Source organism: Methylomonas sp. PHL2-19, from assembly GCF_059331595.1.
Genome location: NZ_CP196839.1, coordinates 4,482,114 through 4,500,298, shown reverse-complemented (window position 1 = coordinate 4,500,298; position 18,185 = coordinate 4,482,114). Strand labels below are relative to the sequence as shown.

The window sequence follows — 18,185 nt, the reverse complement described above, 5'->3', positions numbered from 1 at the left end:
CGCTGCTCCACCTGGTCCTTTCATCAACGGCGCGGCCGCCGGGCAATTGGCTATAATGGCCGCCAGCTTTCTTACCTGACGCCATCATGTCCAAATCGCCCACCAAGGAAGGTCTCCGCCGCGCCGCGGAAGCGCCGCCGTTACCCGCCAACCCTTGGCGTTTTATCCTGTTTTGCTTGAAGCCGTTCCGCTGGCTGCTGCTGTTGATGCTGATACTGGAAACCGGTCAGGCCGCCGGCAGCATTCTGGTGCCGTATGCGATCAAAGCCTTGATGGACGCGGTTGCCAACCAGCCCGTGCCAGTGGGCGATTGGCTGGAGACTTTCAAGCAACCCTTGCTGCTGCTCGCCGGCCTGAATCTGGCCGAGATTATTTTCAGCCGCAGCAGCGGCGCGGTGCTGATCATCATGGGGCCGCGCTTGCGGCAAGGCACCGCACGTTCTTTATTTGCCTATCTGCAAAACCACGCGCCGCGCTACTTTGGCAACCATTTCGCCGGCGCGCTGGCGCATCGCATCAGCGAAACCGCGATGAGCGTCAATCACACCACCTGGTCCATCATCTGCGATTTCTGGCCGATAGCCGTGACGTTTACGGTGTCGGTCACGCTATTGCTGGGTGTGCATCAGGGCTTGGGCTTGTTCGTGGCCGGCTGGGTTTTGATGTATGTGTTGATTTCGTATTGGCTGGCAACCCGCTGCCAACCTTACGCACAGGATTTCGCCGCTACCCGCAGCATGGTCAACGGCAAGATCGTTGATGCGGTGACGAATATTCTCAACGCCAAATTGTTCGCCCGCTTGCAGCACGAACGCGAATACCTGGACGGCTTTTTGGATACCGAATTAAAAAGCGCCCGCCGCACCTTTTGGTACATGGAGCGGGTGCGTTGGTTTCAATTTACCGCTGCGGCCATTTTAAAGATCGGCACCATCGGCTACGCCTTGCAACTTTGGCAGGCCGGGGAAATCAGCGTCGGCGCGTTTGCCATGAGTACCGGCTTGGCGATTTTGGTGATCGGCGACGCCCGCAATCTGAGCCGGCGCTTTCTGGAGTTTTTTGAATACGTCGGCAACGTCGCCAACGGTGTGGACACCATCATCCAAAGCCACGAAATCATCGACCTGCCGGACGCCAAACCTCTGCACATCAGCCAAGGCCGCATCGAGTTTAAAAACGTCTGCTTTAGCTACGAGCCGGGCCGGCAGGTGTTCGATCAATTAAATGTGGTAATCGAGCCGGGGCAGCGGGTAGGATTGGTCGGCTTCTCGGGTTCCGGTAAATCCACCTTTGTGAACTTGATTCTGCGCAACTTTGAGCCGCAAGCCGGGCAGATTCTGGTCGACGGCCAGGATATTTTGTTGGCGACCCAGGATTCCTTGCACGCGCAAATCAGCCTAATTCCGCAAGATCCCAGCCTGTTTCACCGCAGCCTGAAGGAAAATATCGGTTACGGCCAACTGGATGCCGACGACGCGCAAATCAGCTTCGCCGCCAAACTGGCACATGCCGAAGAGTTTATCGCGGCGATGCCGGAAGGCTACGAATCGCTGGTAGGCGAACGCGGCGTGAAACTGTCCGGCGGCCAACGCCAGCGCATCGCCATCGCCCGGGTGATGTTGAAAGACGCGCCCATCCTGATCCTGGACGAAGCCACCTCCAGCCTGGATTCCGTTACCGAAAAAACCATCCAGGAAAACCTGGAGCGGGTCATGGGCCGCAAAACCGTCATCGCCATCGCCCACCGCCTCTCCACCATCGCCCATCTGGACCGGGTGTTGGTGTTCGATCAAGGCCGGATAGTCGAGGACGGTAGTCATCAGGAGTTGCTGGACAAGCAGGGCTTTTATTACCGGCTGTGGACCATGCAGGCCGGTGGTTTTTTGCCGGATGAGGTGGTTTAGTTGATTGAAATTGGAAATCAAAAGGGTGGGCTATGCTGTTGTGCCCACCGTTTCATCGGTGCAAGGTTAGTTCCGCGTAGGCACAAAAGGCGTGCCCAACCTTGTATGATGAATTTTAACAACCGATAGCCCAGAAAAACCGATTAAGCTGTGATTGTTCATTGGGAGGCCGTCCCACCCTGAGGACTGGTAGTTTACCAGAGCCTGTCGTGTAGATTGGCCCCCGCCCTATTCACCCATACCGTGGAGTATCCGAGGCTTAGAGCCTGCATACACAAGGAAGGTAGGTGCATGTGCAGGGTCGGGAACCGGTGAATAGTGTACTTCCCTTTAAACTGTATTTAAAAATGATGATGACGACGAACCGCTCGCTCAACACCCCCGCTGAATCTGTCCATCGCCTGTTTGCCGGCGTGGATGTCGGCGCCGACGAATTGGTTTTAGTGATCCGCAAGAACGGCAAGCCGTTCGACCCGCAAAAATATGCTAATACTCGTAGCGACCGTGCGCGTCTGGTGAATAAGTTGATCAAATTACCCGGCATCAAGGTCTGTCTGGAAGCCACCGGTATTTACCATTTCGATCTTGCTATTGCGCTACACGACGTCGGTGTACCTGTGATGGTGGTCAATCCCAAGGCTTCGCATCACTTCGCTAAGGTATTGATGAAAAACAGTAAAACCGACGCCGTCGATGCCAACACCTTGGCCGAATATGTCGAGCGCATGGATTTCGTCGCCTGGACTCGTCCTTCGAATCAAGCGCTGGCTTTGCGCGGCTATGCTCGCCGTATCGACGCGCTAACCGGTCAGAAGGCCGCCGCGAAAAATCATCTACATGCGCTGAGTGCGACCGAGGAAACGCCGAAGGCCCTACTACGCGATGCCAAATTGGCGATTAGTCAGCTGGAAAAACGCATCGATACGTTGGCTGGCGAGGCGCTGGCGTTGATCGACCAGCATCCGGAACTGCAACGAATATTCGACCTGTTGACCGGCATCAAAGGCATTGCCCAAACCAGCGCCATTGCCTTGATGGGCGAACTACTGCTATTGCCGCCCAACCTGTCGCATCGCGAATGGGTCAAGTTTGCCGGACTCGATCCCAAGGCCTTTGAGTCGGGCAAAAGCGTACACAAGAAAATGCGGCTATCCAAGGCCGGTAACCGGCATATTCGTTCGGCGTTGTATATGCCGGCCTTGAGTGCCAAACAGCACGATCCGCATGTGCGAGCGTATTTCCAGCATTTGATCGACAACGGCAAGAAACCTTTGCAAGCCGTCTGCGCCGTCATGCGTAAATTACTGCATGCGATCCATGGCATGTTGAAGCACGATCAGCCGTTCGATAACACACGGTTTTATGCCATCCCTGAATCCATCATCGCCGAGTAAAAAATGATGAAATTTGTTGCTTTTGAACAGAGTATCTACAAGGCTTTAGCGCCTAGAAGCCAAGTGCCAGGGATGGTATAGTTTTCTCTAAGTTTATGGGTGTCGTATTTTTCACCGCCACTTGTAATGTTAAATTTCCACTCACACTAAAAATCAATCATTTGAGCGCAAACAGTAAGAGTTATGCGTTAAATGCGCCCGTTTATTTGACAACTGATGTCATAGCTTACGTTAGTGATCACGTTCATACATCATGACAACTGCCACAACAGCACTGGACGAATTGGTTAGCTTCTTGAATGAGCAGGTTGCGCGACTCATTGCTGCATCTGAAATTGATGCTGTGGGGCAATTGGACCTGAGGGATGAAATTGCCCGCCAGCAACTAAGCCGCACAGCAGAACTAGTGCGCGGAGCTGCTGCATTGGGTGCTAACCATAATGCTGCTTGCTTAGGCATTATGGGGCGCTGTCTACTTGAGCAACTGATCACAGTCCTCTGGGCTATCCGTTCGATTGAAAATGCTCAAGAACATCAGAGCTCGGCAACTGCAGAACTCGCCAAAGCGCTCAAGATCAACTTGAAGGCCGGAACGGCAAAAATCAAGAACAGGCATACAGGAGAAGAAGCTACCGCAGAGTTTCTAGAAACCGAGCAAATGAAAAACATTCCCAAACGGAGGAGCTTAGAAGAGTTAGCCAGGGAAGCTGAGGTTTCGGATTTGTACACGGTCTTCTATCGGTTCATGTCACTAGAGACGCATGGCCATCATGACGTGTCTACGGAAGTCTCAGATCCAATCTCTCTATGCGAAATGCATCTCCAAAGCATTGGTGCTATCAGCCGAGCAATTGGGCAGGCCTGCGTTTGGTGGCTTTTGCATCGGAGCGGGCCAGACAATGAATCCATACGTGATGTTTTGGGGCTCAATAGCAAGTAGCCTCGATGGAATCGAGGTTTCGAAGGCCAATATCCTGCAATTGCCAATATGTGTTTGGTGGTCGTTAAGCCGACGCCCTCGATTCCGCTGACGCTGCATCGAGGCTACAATGGCTCATCGCTACGAAAAGATAGACTGGCAAACAACAACAACCTTATTCGTGATCTCGCCCATGTCGATACGTCTTGCTATTCCGGCCGATGCAAAAGCCATTGGTCAAATTCGCGTAGCGGCTTGGCGCGCTGCTTACCAGCCGTTCATGCCATCGGAGTTCTTGGCGTCATTAGATCCTTACGCAAACCTGGACGCACTAACAGAACGGTTAACTAATCCAACCAGAGAGTTCATGGTGTTCGTCGCCGAGGACAAAGGCAATACGGTTGGCTTTTCAATCATCGGCGCACCTCGCTATCCGACACAGGAGCTGACTGTTGAACTTTGGGCGCTCAATGTGTCGCCAGCCCATTGGCGCCAAGGATTAGGGAGAAAACTCGTTGATCATTCAGTGGCGGAATCATTCAATTTAGGTTTTGCCGGCATCGAGCTGTGGTGCATCAAAGGCAATTCCCCAGCCGAAGCCGCGTATGCGGGTTGTGGTTTTACACTCACCGATAAAGAGCGCACATCGTCGGCATTGACGGGACATTCATTGCACGAAGTTTTTTACTCAAAGATACTCTAAGATCACTTCGAAATGGATGTGACAGTAAAGTAACCGTCCACGCTGCTATCTAAAACAAGTAGCCTCGATGAAATCGAGGTTTCGAAGGTTATCTCCTCCCAATTACAGACAAGAGTTTGGCGGTCGGTAAGCCGACTTCCTCTTTCAGGGCTGTGGAAGTGTTGAACAGCGTTCGTGATTGCTCATGGGTGGAAATTTGGTATGAGATAAGCGCTATTTCTGGTCGGCTTGGCTGGTGGGATTCAATCTAGTAGGTCGGGATAGGCATAAGCCGCAACCCGACCTAGTCATCTTTTATGCCTCAGCCGGCGCGTTCAAGCCCTTGATAATATCCAACACCGCCTGCGCATGTCCTTCATGGTTAACACCATACATGGCTTCGATCAGTTTGCCGTCTTTGCCGATGATGAAAGTCGAGCGGACGATTTTCCATTTTTTCACGCCGTCTTTTTCCACTTCCTGCCAGACGCCGTAAGCTTCGCACAGGTCGCCGGAGGTGTCGGCCAGCAGTTGTACGTTCAGGCCGTATTTGGCGATGAAGTCGCGGTGGCTTTGGCAATCGTCTTTGCTGACGCCGATGATCACGGTGTCCTGGGCGTCGAATTCGCCGGCTAGCGCGGTAAAGTCGTTGGCTTCAATGGTGCAGCCGGGGGTGTCGTCTTTGGGATAGAAGTACAACACCACATTTTTTTCATCTTTGTAATCGGAAAGATAAATCAATTTATTGTCTTGATTGGCGGATCTAAAAAAAGGCGCTTCCTGGTTTTTTTGTAATTGTGACATGCGATTCTCCTCTTGTTTTTGGCCGGATAAGTTCCAGCACGCGGGCTGTTGGCATCGATTTAAAGCGGCGCCAGGTTTTTACGACCGGCGTCGTTGAAACCGAAAGGCTCTGCTGTAAAAGGCTGCTCTCGGCGATTATGAACCAGGTTTCCGGCGGCATCTACCACAAATATGGTGAGATTAAGGTTGACTGCAGTGCCGGGGTAACTTGAGTCTATCTCAACAAAATGCATTATGACTGCCAACCGCCGCCCAGCGCTTTGTAAAGTTCTACCATGGCGCTAATCTGCTTTTGCTTGGTTTCGATCAGTTCTTTTTTGGCTTCCAAGGCGTCGCGTTGCGTCAGCAATACTTCCAGATAATCGGCGCGGGCCGATATGAACAACTGGTTGGCAACGTCGATTGATTTCACCAAAGAATCGACTTGCTGGCGTTTGAGCTGGTAGTTTTTGTCCAGGTTATCGATGTTGGACAGTTGATTGGCGACTTCAGCATAGGCATTAATGATACTTTGCTCGTATTCATAGGCCGCCTGCACCTGCTTGGCGTTGGCGTTTTTATATTCGGCGGTAATCGCGTTTTTGTTGACCAGCGGTGCCACCAGTTCGCCGGCGACCATCGCCGCCAATGATTCCGGCGTGTTGATCAGATATTTCAAGGCAAAGGCTTGAAAGCCGACGCCGGCCTTGATGCCGAACGACGGGTAGAAATTAGCCCTGGCAACGTCGATATTCAGGTCGGCAGCCTTCAATTCCAGTTCGGCTTTGCGGATGTCCGGCCGGTTTTGCAACAGCTCCGACGGCAAGCCGGCGCTCAACGCCTTGGGCTTGATGCTCATGAAACCGGCCGACGAACGTTTGATAGGCTGCGGGGTTCGCCCCAGCAAGGTGTTGATACGGTTTTCTACAACGGTAATCTGCTGCTCGATTTCATATTGCCTGGCCTGGTTTTTCGCCACCTCGGCTTCGTAACGCTTCACTGCCAACGTATTGGTGCGCGCATAAATCTGCAATTGCCTGACTACCAGCAAGCCATTCTGCTGCAGCGCGATGTTTTGCTGCAAATTTTCCAACTGGTTATCCAGGGCCAGCAGTTCGTAATAGGCATGCGCCACTTCCGCGACCAGATGAGTCAACAGGAAATTACGGCCTTCACCCGAAGCCATATATTCGTAGACCGCTACCTGGGTGGCGTTCCTGAGCTTCTTCCAGACGTCGATTTCCCAAGTCGAGAACAAACCGAATTGGTAGTCGCCGAGGAAAGCCGGGAAGGCCTGGCCTTTGGCAATCTCCAAATTTTCTTCGACCGCGCCGTTGCGGGTGTGCTTTGCGGTTTTCTCGCCGCTTGCCGCCGCGCCAAGTTTGACGAAGGGCAAATATTCCCCTTTGCGGGCCTGGATTTCGTTTTCGGCGATGCTGATGCGTTGCAGTGCGATGTTGATTTCCTTGTTATTGGCAACGGCGGTATCGATCAAGCTCAGCAGATGCGGATCGTCGAAAAATTCTTGCCATTTCACGGTCGCAGAACTGGCCTGCTCAATGACTCCCGGCTTGAATTGGTCGGGCAGCTGCTTATCCGCCATCTTGGTGGTCATGTCCGGAATGCCGCAAGCTTGCAGCAGCAAGCCGGCTGCCACCGTTGCGGCTAAACATTTAATACTCATCGTCGTCTCCATAGTGATAATGCTCGGTTAACGGTTCGACGTCTTCGTTTTTGACCAATGACTTACCTTCGATTAGGTTGGCGAACAGGTAATAAAGCCCAGGGATCAGCACCACGCCGAACACGGTACCGAACAACATGCCGCCCAGTGCCGAGCTGCCTATGGTGCGGTTTCCGACCGAGCCGGCGCCGGTGGCCACCACCAAGGGGATCAAGCCGGCGATGAAGGCGAACGAGGTCATTAAAATCGGCCGGAACCGCGCCCTCGCGCCCTCAATGGCCGCGTCTTTGACCGACATGCCCTGGCCGTGTTTTTGCACCGCGAATTCGACGATCAATACCGCGTTCTTGCCCAGCAAGCCGATCAACATCACCAAGCCGACTTGGGCATAAATGTCATTGGCTAGCCCCAACGCTTTCAACAGAAAGAACGAACCAAAGATGCCGGCCGGCAACGAACACAACACCGCTAGCGGCAACACGAAGCTTTCGTACTGCGCCGCCAATACCAGATAAACGAACATCAACACTACGCCGAAGATGATCAGCGCTTCGTTGCCGCGCGCCGCTTCGTCAAACGACAGGCCTTCCCAGGCAATGTCATAACCGCGCGGCAAGGTTTTGGCCGCCACGTCCCGCACCGCGTCAATTGCCTCACCGGTGGTGTAACCAGCCGCCGGCTCGGCACGGATCGCTGCCGAGTTGTACAGGTTATAGCGGGTAATTTCGTTTGGGCCCTGGCGCTGCTTGATGGTCATGAACGACGAATATGGGACCATTTCACCGGCATCGTTTTTGACGAAAAACTTCAAAATGTCCGACGGAAACCGGCGAAACTCCGGCGAAGCCTGGGCATACACCTTGAAAAAGTTGTTGAAGCGGATAAAGCCCTGCTCATAAGTACTACCGATCATGATGTCCAGGTTTTCCATCGCCTTATCGATGGACACGCCTTTCTGCATCGCCAGTTGGTTATCGATGACCAGTTCGTATTGCGGGTAATTGGCAGCGTAAAACGTGAACAGTCCGGTCAATTCTTTGCGCTTGCCCAGCGCGGCCATAAAGTCCTGGTTGATCTTGTCGAACTTTTGATAATCGACATCTTCGGACTTATCCAGCAGACGTAAGGCCAGACCGGACGCCGCGCCGTAACCCGGCACCGGCGGCGGTTCGAAAAATTCGATCAAGGCGCCAAAATCCTTGGTTTTTTCCTCCAGTTCTCGAATCACGTCGTGCACCGACATTTTACGTTGCGACCAATCCTTGAGATTGATGATGCAGGTGCCGGCATTGGAACCGCGGCCTTCGGTCAATACTTCGTAGCCGGCCAGCGACGATACCGATTGCACACCGTCTATCGTCGTTGCCACACTTTGCAGCTGGCGCGCAACCTGGTTGGTCACTTCTAGCGTTGAACCGGGTGGGGTCTGGATAATGGCGTAAATCATGCCTTGGTCCTCACCGGGAATGAAACCGGCCGGCAAGGTTTGATTGACGAGAAAAATGCCGAACGAGAATCCACCCAAAGCCAGCAAAGTGACAATGCGCCGAGCCACCACGACGTTCAGCACTTTAACGTAGCGGCCGGTGACTTTTTCGAACAGATAGTTAAAACCGTCGATGAACAGGCCAATCGGGGTTCTGCGCTTCGGCTGGCCGTGGGTGTTTTTCAAAATCATCGCGCACAAAACAGGCGCCAACGATAAGGCGACAATCGCGGAAATCACGATGGACGATGCCATCGCAATCGAGAACTGCCGATAAAACACCCCGACCGGGCCCGACATGAAGGCAATCGGCACAAACACCGACGTCATGACCAAGGTGATCGCGATAATCGCGCCGCCAATTTCGCCCAAAACTTTTTGCGAGGCGACGTAAGGTGTGACGTGTTCCGCTTCCATCTTGGCGTGTACCGCCTCCACGACCACGATGGCGTCATCGACGACGATACCTATCGCCAGGACCAACGCAAACAGCGTGATCAGGTTAATCGACAAGCCAAAAGCCGACATCACCGCGAACGAGCCGATCAACGATACCGGCACCGCCAAAATCGGAATCAAAGTCGAACGCCAGTCGCCCAAGAAGATGAACACCACCAAGGCCACCAGCACGAATGCCTCGCCCAAGGTATGCAGGACTTTCTCTATCGAGGCATCGAGGAAGCGGGACACGTCGTAATCGATTTCGTAATCCATGCCTTCCGGAAACGAGGCTTTCAATTCCTCCATTTTGGCTTTGACGTCCTCGATTACCTGGCTGGCGTTGCTGCCGTAGTTTTGCTTGAGCACAATCGCCGCCGACGGGAACGAATCTTTGTTGGAATAAATATCGTAAAATTCGCTGCTCAGATCGACCTTGGCGATGTCTTTTAAATGCAGAATTTCGCCTTCCGAATTGGCGCGGATGATGATGTTTTCGTACTGCTCGGGTTTGTTATAGCGGCCTTGGTACACCAGCACATATTCTTTGGATTGGGCGGCGATACCGGTGCTTTGCCCAATTCGGCCCGGCCGGCCGATGATGCTCTGCTTGCCTATCGCGTCCATCACCTCGTCGATTGACACCTTGTAAGCGCGCATCCGGTCCGGATTCAGCCAAACCCGCATCGCGTATTGACGGCTACCCAAAATCTTGGCCTGAGCGATGCCGAACACCCGCTGAATTTCCGGGATGACGTTGACGTTGGCGTAATTGAACAGAAATTTCTCGTCGGCGTTCTTGTCCTTGCTGTACAAATTGACGTACATCAGCATGCTGGGTTGCACCCGTTCAACGACGACGCCTTCCAGTTGCACCAGCTTCGGCAACCGGCTCATCACCTGATCCAGGCGGGTCTTGACGTTGACCATTGCCAGGTTGGGATCGACGCCCAAGCCAAAAATGACTTGAATCGTCGCTTCGCCGGCGCTAGTCGCGTCCGAGACAATGTACTTCATACCCGGTACACCGTTGATTGCCCGTTCGATGGTGATCAGCGACGATTGCACTAACACGTCGGCGCTGGCACCGGGAAACGCTAACGAGACAATGACCCGCGGCGGCGCAATATCCGGGAACTGCGAGATGGGTAAGGATTTAATCGACAGCGTGCCCATGAACAGAAACAACAGCGACAATACAATGGCCATCACCGGGCGTTTGATAAAGATATTAAACATGGCTTATCCCCGACTGGCGAATTACTCGGTATACAATTCCAATTCGGAACGAATTTTTTCCGGCGGAATTAAATTAATCTCCACTTTTTCGCCGGCGTGGACCTTGCGCAACCCCTCTAATAGCACCTTGTCGTCGTCTTTCAAGCCCTCTTTTATAATAAATAAATGCGGCAATTCGGCTTCGATTTTGACTAGCCGTTGCTCCAATTTTCCCTCTGGATTAACGACATAAACGTAGGTTTTGTCGAGAATATCGAAGGTGGCTTTTTGCGGAATTAACAACGCATTTTTATAAGGCTTTGTCATTAATATGGTGCCGGTTTCGCCGTGTCTTAGAAGTTTATCCGGATTGGCAAAAGTGGCGCGAAATTCGATATTGCCGGCGGTATTGTCAAAATCAGCTTCTATGGTTTCTATAATACCGTTCTGATTGTAAACTTGGCCGTTGGCGAGCTTTAATTGCACCTTGGTTCGGGCGTCTTCATCCTTGTGTAATTTATAATCAAGATATTCCGCTTCCGGCACATTAAAATAAACCCACAATTTACTGATATCCGATAATGTGGTTAATAAGGCGCCGTCTTCCAGTAAGCTGCCGGTCCGCACATCCAGATGATCCATGATGCCTTCGAATGGCGCATTAATATTGGTAAAACCCAAATGGGTTTCCGCCAGCTTCACTTCCGCGTTAGCCTTGTCCAGCTTGGCTTTCGCCAAGGCTAGCTCATTGGGTGAGACGATTTTTTGATCTGCCAAACCCTTGGTGTTTAGGTATTCGATATTTATCGCATTGGCTTCGGCCTGGGCTTTTAATAATTCGGCCTGGTAAATATTTGGCATAATTTTGAACATCGGTTGGCCTTGATGAACCAACTGCCCTTCATCGACAAATATATTCTGCACATAGCCCCGTTCCAATGCGCGAATTTCAATATGTCGAAATGCGTGAATCTGGGCAACATACTCCTTAGTTACCGCAGTATCTTCGCGTAGCGGCATGGTCGCTTCCAGTTTGGGTATTTCTTCTGGATGCTCAGTATCGGAGTGATTGCATCCGCTTATTAAAGCGGCCAATAATCCCATAAATAAAGTTGTTTTATATTTCATTTTAAACTGCCTAATTTACAATACGTATAAAATATCTATTATTAATCTTTAATTTAATAGAGCGAATTAAGCCTGCGACTGAAATAAACGTAAAATATTCATTTGAAATCGACTAGATTTGAGCAAATTCGATGCCAGTATTTTTTTGTGCTATTGATCAGTGAATAAATACCAGCAACGTATAGGGGATTTACCTTTGGTCTTAGATATAGCGTGAGTTAGAGGCGCAAATACTCCGATTTAAGGGTGTTTGATTTTTGATAAGCTTTAAGCTCCTAGATTGGTTGTCTGGTTGAAATCCACCGGCCAAAGGTTTGCAGTCCGGCAGGTTGGGGGTTTCGTGATAAGGTTTTCAAACATGACTGTGTTCTTGGATACCATGGAGCGACGCCTGGCGCGCGGCTCACCCTGTTGATACCCGCAGTCATTAACCTTTCAAGATAGGAAACAAAGCATGCGAATTTTATTAGTCGAAGATGACGCCGCATTGGGGGACGGCTTGTCGCGAACCCTGAGCGATTGGGGCTTCGACACTACGCTGGCCAAGACCGGGAATTACGCCGGTAGCGCGCTGATGACGCAACCCTACGATCTGGTGATTCTGGATTTGGGCCTGCCTGACATCGACGGACGGGAGGTATTGCGGCAGTTACGGGCGCGCAAATCGGTGATCCCGGTGTTGATATTGACCGCCCGCGATGCGCTGAACGATAGGGTTAGCGGTCTGGAACTGGGCGCCGACGATTACATGACCAAACCCTTCGAACTGCGGGAGTTGGAAGCCAGGGTCAGGGCGTTGTTGCGCCGCAGTCACGGCGGCTTTAATCATGACATTCGTTTCGGGGCATTGACTTTGGATACCCGCAATCAGCAGATCAGCGCCAACGACATGCCGATGGCGCTGCCGCCGCGGGAATATGGCGTATTGGAGGCCTTGCTGTTGAGCAGCGGCCGGGTGGTCAGCAAGGACAATATTGCGCAACGGCTGGCGGCCCATGCCGAGGAACTGGCCGACAATGCCATCGAAGTGTATGTGCATAGGCTGCGCAAGCGTCTGGAACCCTTGGGGATCAATATCAGAACCCTACGCGGGCTGGGTTATCTGCTGGAGAAAAGTCAGGATGAATAAACCGCAAAGTCTTAGGGCCCAGCTGCTTTCCAAGCTGACTTTGCCCCTGCTTTTCGTGGTATTGCTGGATGCCGCTGCTTCTTATTTCGTGGCGATGCACTATACCGATCTGGCCTACGACCGCTGGTTGCTGGATTCGGTGAAGTCGTTGACGCAAGAGGTGCATGCCCAACAAAACCACGTCACTTTCGAATTGCCGCCCATCGCTGTCGAAGTATTTCGTTGGGACGACGTCGATAAAACCTTTTTTAAAGTGGAGTCGCAAGCAGAGGGCTTCATGGCCGGCGACGCCGACTTGCCCAGTCCAGCGATTAACACGTTAACCAGTAATGAACCGTTTTTTTCGAACGGCGAGATAGCCGGCCACGAAGTGCGGATTGTTTCGGTGCTGACCACGCCGACGCCAAGCTCGGAGCACGTGTTGGTGTCGGTGGCGGAAACTCTGAACAAGCGCCGCAGCATGATGACCGAGATTTTACTGGCCGTGGTGCCGCCACAATTTTTGCTGCTGTTCATCGTCGGTTTTCATGTCTGGACCGGCGTTAATCGCGGGCTCAGGCCGCTGAACGATCTGGCGGCGCACCTGGCCGAGCGTTCGGCTCGCGACTTTAATCCGATCCTGGATGCCGACGTGCCCTTGGAAGTACGCTCGCTGACGCATACCATCAACGATTTATTGCAACGGCTGGGTTCGACCTTAATCACCCAACAGCGTTTCATCGAAAATGCCGCGCATCAACTGCGTACACCGCTGGCAGGTCTAAAATTACAGGCCGAGCGTGCTCTCGGTGCCGACAACCCGGAAGCGATGAAAGCGGCGCTTGGACATATCAAAAATGCCGCCGACCGCGTTGCTCATCTCAGTACTCAATTGCTGGTTCTCGCCCGGTCGGAATCGGTGTCGCACAGTGCTCCGGAATTCAAACCGGTCGATTTGGTCAAGCTGGCACGGGAATCGTGCATGGATTGGGTGACCAGGGCTTTGGATCGCAATATTGAACTGGGATTCGACGCGCCGGATGCCTCCGTGATGGTCGCCGGCGACGCGGTCTTGTTACGCGAATTGCTCAGCAATCTGTTGGACAATGCGATTTGCTACGGCAACAGCGGCGGGCATATCAATGTTGGCGTTCGGGCCTTGCCGCATGTGGTGCTGATTGTCGAGGACGACGGTCCCGGCATTTCGATGTTCGAGCAGGAGAAGATTTTCGAACGCTTTTATCGAATCCAGGGCAGCCAAGGGGAGGGTTGCGGTTTGGGTCTGGCCATCGTCAAAGAAATTGCCGATTTGCATGCGGCACGGGTCACGGTAGTCAGTGGCGGCCAGGGTAGGCAGGGTACTCGCTTCGAGATTGTTTTTAATGCTGACGAAAGTGTATTAAATAGTTAGCAGATGCTTTTGGGATAGCCAGCCGTTCTTTGAAAGGTTGATGAAAGGTTAAGCCGTTAATTTAGCCTCACCATCAACTCAGTAAGGAATGTGCGTGCCATGCCCAACAAACTGCTTTTAGAAAACAGAGCCTGGTCTCAACAACTGGTAAACAGAAATCCGGACTATTTCCTCAATTTGGCCAAGGAGCAACGTCCCGAGTTTTTATGGATAGGTTGTGCCGATAGCCGGGTGCCGGCGGAGACCGTGGTCAACGCTCAGCCGGGGGAAATTTTTGTGCATCGCAACATCGCTAACCAAGTCGTTACCACCGACTTTAATTGCCTCAGTGTGTTGCAGTACGCGATTGAAGTGCTGAAAGTCAAACACGTGATTGTCTGCGGCCATTACGGTTGCGGCGGCGTTAAAGCGGCATTGCAAGCGCAAAATGTCGATTTGGCGATCACCAATAAGTGGCTGATGCATATCAAGGATGTCTATCGTCTGCATATGGACGAGTTGGATCATATCAATCCGGAGAAGCAGCTCGACCGGATGGTTGAGTTGAACATTATCGAACAGGTGTATCGCCTGGCGCATACCTCCATCATCCAATCGGCCTGGAAACAGGGCCATAAACCAACCGTGCGCGGCTGGGTGTATGGGCTTGACGATGGCTTGATTGAAGAGCTGATCAAGCTTGACCATAACACCCCGATCAACTCCATTTACCGTTACGCGGCTTGATTACGGCTGCTTTTTAAACAAAAAACCAGCGTTTGCAATGGCTAACTGATAGGAAGAAAGGCAATGGTGTTGCTATTAAGATAGCGATTCGCTATCTTAATGACGTGTGAAGGGGCATTTTCAAAAATCAAAACTGGGTCAGGCCAGATAACAACAGGAGCCGCAATTCATGTTTATTCCATTAGCTTCGGGAAAAAGCGCTGCACGGATAAGTGCCGCGTATTTAATCAGCGTTAGTTTGCTGATGTCCGCTTGTGCAACTAGGGAAGATGCCGAGTATCCCCATGCTGTTGGTGTGAAGACTGTCTTATCCACTGTGGCGTCATCCACAACGGCCGCTGACAGCACATCTTCGACGCCGCAAGTTAACGCACTTGCCGCAACGCTTACTCCGCATTCCGACGATATGCTGCAATCCTTTGGGCGAGCGTCGATGAAGATGGATCAATTGCATCCGCAAAAGGGCGAATGGAGTTTCTAACTTTTTTACTCCCTCGTACCTTTGCCGAATCAGGGAGTTGGTGAAGAGTGATTGTAAAAACAGCACATTGCATTAGAAAACATTGTGATCACAAATAATAAGAAAGGAGACCATCAATGAAAACTAAACACTTAGCATCGCTACTGATTGCCGTCGGATTGCTGTCTGCTTGTGCGACAGAGTCTGGCCCCAAGCCGCAAAGTTGGGCAAAAGCGGTACAGACCGCTGATACCCGAGATGCACATATACGTCTTGCAGATCATTACGAAGATGTGGCTAAAACGCTGGATGCGGACGCCCAGGAAGAGCGAGAAATGCTGGATCAATATATAGCCAAACCCTGGAAGTATGGAAAACGCATTCAGGATTTGAAGGCGCGCGCTGACGCGATGGTCAGAGATTTGGAGATGGCAGCTAAAGAAAGCAGGCAAATGGCGGAATACCACAGGCAGATGGCCGCGGAAGAACGCTAACCAGCCTGTTTTCACGTGTCTTCGAATCTAAATCCTGGAGAATTGAGATGATTAAAGAGCATCTTGACTTGGTTATCGTCGGGCTGATCGCGCTATCAATCGCCATGTATGACATGGTGATTGATTTGTTTCTGAATGTGCTGCATCTGTGTTTCGAGCTACTGCATTTTCTGTACGAATGGTTCGAGCTAGGTATAGAGCACACGGTTGAACACCTATTTCATACCTCCCGGCACGGTAGCCAGATCGTCACGTTCTATATTCTGTTATTGATCGCCAGTTTGTTGTTGTACGGCTTATGGCGGCTTATGCCGCGCCTGTGCCGGAAGTGTGTAGAGTGTTTGCGGTTGACTTGGGAGCGCCGAAAAACCGAATGCCACTATTACTGGTTGTCGCTGCCTTTGCTGAATAAAGTGAAGCTGATTTCCACGGCAACCGGGGTTTTTAGTTTGACGTTTTATTTCGTAACGTGAGGGTAAACCGCCGAATGGGTGATAACTTACCTATTCGGCGGGATTGCTTGGGGAGGCAGTTGTCAGCTCGCTGGCACTAAGCCCACTGCTCTTCAACCAGGCCGTCTTGACCGCAGAATACTGCGCGGGTCAGGCCGCAGAAAATGCCGTGTTCGACAATGCCCGGAATGGCATTCAGCTGCTCGTTCAGGGTTTTGCCGTCCGGATTGGATTCGAACGCCACGTCCAATACCAGACTGCCGTGTGAGGTAACCACCAATCCGTCTTGATTGGCAGTTTGCCGCAACGAGCCTTGGCCGCCAATCGCCGCAACACTGCGTTGCACCAGTCGCCAGGCAAATGGGCTGACTTCTATCGGAATAGGGAATTTCTCGCCGATGCGTTTGACTTTTTTGCTGGCATCAATCAACACCAGAAACTGATCCGCAGCCTTGGCCAACAATTTTTCTCGCACCAGGTCGTAACCGCGGCCTTTCAGCAAAGTCAGGTCGGGGCTTACCTCGTCCGCGCCATCGACATATAAATCCAAGCCGTCGATATGTTCCATGCCGAGTAAGGACAAGCCCAGTTGTTTGGCTTTATTGGCGCTAACCACTGAACTGGAAACCACCTTGAACTGCAGGCCTTCCTCATTTTGCCGACGCGCCAGCGCTTCGATGAAAAAATTGGCGGTGGAACCGGTGCCCAGTCCCACTATCATGCCCGGTTTGACATGTTGTACCGCGTGTTCCGCGACCCGCTGTTTGTCGTTCATGATTCTGTCCTGTTGAGTGGTATAGAAATGTGCCAAGTTGTAGGGGCGAATTGATGCGCTTTGGGCGATTTAAAGCGCCCCTACAAACCTGCTTACTCTTCCAGTTTGAGCACCCGCGCTTCCAGCGCCTTAAATTTTTGCAGCAACTCCGGCAATTTGGCCAAAGCGGCCAATTCTTTCCAGGCCACTTTGCGATCCTTGGCCGGGCTGCCGAACACTTGCGCGCCGGGATCGATGTCGCCGGAGATGCCGCTGCGGGCCATCACTACCGCCCGCGCACCGATTTTGACGTGGTCTGCCACACCGGTGCTGCCGGCTAAAATCGCGCCGTCTTCGATGGTGCAAGAGCCGGAGATGCCGGACTGGCCGCAGATAATCACATTGCGGCCGACGATATTGTTGTGACCGAGCTGTACCAGGTTGTCGATCTTGCTGCCCCAGCCGATTTTAGTGGCACCCAGCGCACCGCGGTCGATACAGGTGTTGGCGCCGATTTCGACGTTGTCGGCAATTTCCACATGACCGACGTGCGGTACTTTCACGTGCTGGTTGTCTCGGAATTTATAGCCAAAGCCATCGGCACCGATTACCGCGCCGGCGTGAATGATCACGTTGTTACCGATGATGCTGTGGTCATAGATGACAGCATTGGGGTGGATATGGCAGTGCTTGCCTATCATCACATGATTGCCGATGCGGGCGCCGGCTTCGATAGTGCTGCTGTCGCCGATGCTGCTTTGTTGGCCCACGGTAGCGAACGGCCCGACATGTACGTCAAAACCCAAAGTCGATGTTTCAGCCAACACCGCATGCTCGGACACTTGGCGTTTAAACACCGGTTCCGGGTGCAGCAGTTTTACCGCATTTAAAAAGCTGATTTCCGGGTCTTTGCAGACCAACAAGGTCAGATTTTCCGGAATCTCGCCATCTAGCAATTGTTCGGCGATAAAGCAGGCCGAGGCCTTGGAGTCTTTCAAATATTTTTTGTATTTACCGTCGCTAAGCACGGTGACTTGATGCGGGGTGGCTGACATGATGTCGGCCGCAGAATTAATAAAAGTGGTCGAGTCGCCGCCCTGGGCGGTGGCGCCGCAACGTTGGGCAAGATCCGTAATGAGCATGT

Annotated in this window: 16 protein-coding genes; 10 read left to right on the top strand and 6 right to left on the bottom strand. The window is 52.2% G+C overall.

Features of this window, described 5'->3' with window-relative positions:
* Positions 1-86 precede the first annotated feature (86 nt).
* The 4 genes from ACR02O_RS20695 (at position 87) to ACR02O_RS20680 (ending at position 4,920) form a co-directional block, all read left to right on the top strand.
* Positions 87-1,904, top strand: coding sequence for an ABC transporter ATP-binding protein (locus ACR02O_RS20695; protein ID WP_458138194.1), 1,818 nt, complete (start codon positions 87-89; stop codon positions 1,902-1,904).
* Positions 1,905-2,251: 347 nt separating this feature from the next.
* A complete protein-coding gene (locus ACR02O_RS20690; RefSeq protein WP_494522344.1) occupies positions 2,252-3,298 on the top strand; it encodes an IS110 family RNA-guided transposase in 1,047 nt (348 codons plus the stop codon).
* Between the two features lie 253 nt (positions 3,299-3,551).
* Positions 3,552-4,238: a DUF5677 domain-containing protein gene (locus ACR02O_RS20685; RefSeq protein ID WP_494522343.1), complete on the top strand. Its 687-nt coding sequence runs from the start codon at positions 3,552-3,554 to the stop codon at positions 4,236-4,238.
* A gap of 109 nt (positions 4,239-4,347) precedes the next feature.
* A complete protein-coding gene (locus ACR02O_RS20680) occupies positions 4,348-4,920 on the top strand; it encodes a GNAT family N-acetyltransferase (RefSeq protein ID WP_494522342.1) in 573 nt (190 codons plus the stop codon).
* Between the two features lie 294 nt (positions 4,921-5,214).
* Here the strand turns inward: ACR02O_RS20680 and ACR02O_RS20675 are convergent, their stop codons facing one another.
* From ACR02O_RS20675 to ACR02O_RS20660, 4 genes are all read right to left on the bottom strand, one after another.
* Positions 5,215-5,703: a peroxiredoxin gene (locus ACR02O_RS20675; protein ID WP_458138191.1), complete on the bottom strand. Its 489-nt coding sequence runs from the start codon at positions 5,701-5,703 to the stop codon at positions 5,215-5,217.
* A gap of 232 nt (positions 5,704-5,935) precedes the next feature.
* Complete coding sequence (locus ACR02O_RS20670; protein WP_494522341.1) at positions 5,936-7,366, bottom strand: TolC family protein; 1,431 nt, start codon at positions 7,364-7,366, stop codon at positions 5,936-5,938.
* Positions 7,356-10,529, bottom strand: a complete 3,174-nt coding sequence (locus ACR02O_RS20665; RefSeq protein ID WP_033157084.1) for an efflux RND transporter permease subunit — start codon at positions 10,527-10,529, stop codon at positions 7,356-7,358. Before ACR02O_RS20665 ends, ACR02O_RS20670 begins: the two co-directional genes overlap by 11 nt.
* 21 nt (positions 10,530-10,550) lie before the next feature.
* Positions 10,551-11,636 (bottom strand): efflux RND transporter periplasmic adaptor subunit, encoded by a 1,086-nt coding sequence (locus ACR02O_RS20660; RefSeq protein ID WP_033157083.1) that lies wholly within the window; start codon positions 11,634-11,636, stop codon positions 10,551-10,553.
* A gap of 454 nt (positions 11,637-12,090) precedes the next feature.
* Here ACR02O_RS20660 and ACR02O_RS20655 point away from each other — a divergent pair, with 454 nt between their 5' ends.
* From ACR02O_RS20655 to ACR02O_RS20630, 6 genes are all read left to right on the top strand, one after another.
* On the top strand, positions 12,091-12,765 hold the full coding sequence (locus ACR02O_RS20655) for a response regulator (RefSeq protein ID WP_101052184.1): 675 nt from the start codon (positions 12,091-12,093) through the stop codon (positions 12,763-12,765).
* On the top strand, positions 12,758-14,155 hold the full coding sequence (locus tag ACR02O_RS20650; protein ID WP_415880032.1) for a sensor histidine kinase: 1,398 nt from the start codon (positions 12,758-12,760) through the stop codon (positions 14,153-14,155). Before ACR02O_RS20655 ends, ACR02O_RS20650 begins: the two co-directional genes overlap by 8 nt.
* Before the next feature lie 99 nt (positions 14,156-14,254).
* On the top strand, positions 14,255-14,881 hold the full coding sequence (gene can, locus ACR02O_RS20645) for a carbonate dehydratase (RefSeq protein ID WP_458138185.1): 627 nt from the start codon (positions 14,255-14,257) through the stop codon (positions 14,879-14,881).
* Positions 14,882-15,050: 169 nt separating this feature from the next.
* Positions 15,051-15,362 (top strand): hypothetical protein, encoded by a 312-nt coding sequence (locus tag ACR02O_RS20640; protein ID WP_458138184.1) that lies wholly within the window; start codon positions 15,051-15,053, stop codon positions 15,360-15,362.
* A 116-nt stretch (positions 15,363-15,478) separates the two neighbouring features.
* Entirely contained in the window at positions 15,479-15,835 is a 357-nt protein-coding gene (locus tag ACR02O_RS20635) for a hypothetical protein (protein ID WP_458138183.1), read from the top strand.
* Positions 15,836-15,882: 47 nt separating this feature from the next.
* A complete protein-coding gene (locus ACR02O_RS20630; RefSeq protein WP_458138182.1) occupies positions 15,883-16,308 on the top strand; it encodes a hypothetical protein in 426 nt (141 codons plus the stop codon).
* 76 nt (positions 16,309-16,384) lie between these two features.
* Here ACR02O_RS20630 and rpiA read toward each other — a convergent pair whose 3' ends face one another.
* Both rpiA and lpxD read right to left on the bottom strand, forming a co-directional pair.
* Complete coding sequence (rpiA, locus tag ACR02O_RS20625; RefSeq protein WP_458138181.1) at positions 16,385-17,062, bottom strand: ribose-5-phosphate isomerase RpiA; 678 nt, start codon at positions 17,060-17,062, stop codon at positions 16,385-16,387.
* Between the two features lie 92 nt (positions 17,063-17,154).
* Positions 17,155-18,183 carry a UDP-3-O-(3-hydroxymyristoyl)glucosamine N-acyltransferase gene (gene lpxD / locus ACR02O_RS20620; RefSeq protein WP_033157076.1) on the bottom strand — a complete coding sequence of 343 codons (1,029 nt, stop codon included), beginning with the start codon at positions 18,181-18,183 and terminating at the stop codon, positions 17,155-17,157.
* Positions 18,184-18,185: the final 2 nt, after the last annotated feature.

Excerpts from the sequence above, each read along its gene's own strand:
- ACR02O_RS20640 (WP_458138184.1), top strand. The coding sequence starts at position 15,051 with ATGTTTATTCCATTAGCTTCGGGAAAAAGCGCTGCACGGATAAGTGCC.
- lpxD (WP_033157076.1), bottom strand. The coding sequence starts at position 18,183 with ATGCTCATTACGGATCTTGCCCAACGTTGCGGCGCCACCGCCCAGGGC.
- rpiA (WP_458138181.1), bottom strand. The coding sequence starts at position 17,062 with ATGAACGACAAACAGCGGGTCGCGGAACACGCGGTACAACATGTCAAA.
- ACR02O_RS20695 (WP_458138194.1), top strand. The coding sequence starts at position 87 with ATGTCCAAATCGCCCACCAAGGAAGGTCTCCGCCGCGCCGCGGAAGCG.
- ACR02O_RS20680 (WP_494522342.1), top strand. The coding sequence starts at position 4,348 with ATGGCTCATCGCTACGAAAAGATAGACTGGCAAACAACAACAACCTTA.
- ACR02O_RS20685 (WP_494522343.1), top strand. The coding sequence starts at position 3,552 with ATGACAACTGCCACAACAGCACTGGACGAATTGGTTAGCTTCTTGAAT.
- ACR02O_RS20665 (WP_033157084.1), bottom strand. The coding sequence starts at position 10,529 with ATGTTTAATATCTTTATCAAACGCCCGGTGATGGCCATTGTATTGTCG.
- ACR02O_RS20660 (WP_033157083.1), bottom strand. The coding sequence starts at position 11,636 with ATGAAATATAAAACAACTTTATTTATGGGATTATTGGCCGCTTTAATA.
- can (WP_458138185.1), top strand. The coding sequence starts at position 14,255 with ATGCCCAACAAACTGCTTTTAGAAAACAGAGCCTGGTCTCAACAACTG.
- ACR02O_RS20675 (WP_458138191.1), bottom strand. The coding sequence starts at position 5,703 with ATGTCACAATTACAAAAAAACCAGGAAGCGCCTTTTTTTAGATCCGCC.
- ACR02O_RS20630 (WP_458138182.1), top strand. The coding sequence starts at position 15,883 with ATGATTAAAGAGCATCTTGACTTGGTTATCGTCGGGCTGATCGCGCTA.
- ACR02O_RS20635 (WP_458138183.1), top strand. The coding sequence starts at position 15,479 with ATGAAAACTAAACACTTAGCATCGCTACTGATTGCCGTCGGATTGCTG.
- ACR02O_RS20655 (WP_101052184.1), top strand. The coding sequence starts at position 12,091 with ATGCGAATTTTATTAGTCGAAGATGACGCCGCATTGGGGGACGGCTTG.
- ACR02O_RS20690 (WP_494522344.1), top strand. The coding sequence starts at position 2,252 with ATGATGATGACGACGAACCGCTCGCTCAACACCCCCGCTGAATCTGTC.
- ACR02O_RS20650 (WP_415880032.1), top strand. The coding sequence starts at position 12,758 with ATGAATAAACCGCAAAGTCTTAGGGCCCAGCTGCTTTCCAAGCTGACT.
- ACR02O_RS20670 (WP_494522341.1), bottom strand. The coding sequence starts at position 7,366 with ATGAGTATTAAATGTTTAGCCGCAACGGTGGCAGCCGGCTTGCTGCTG.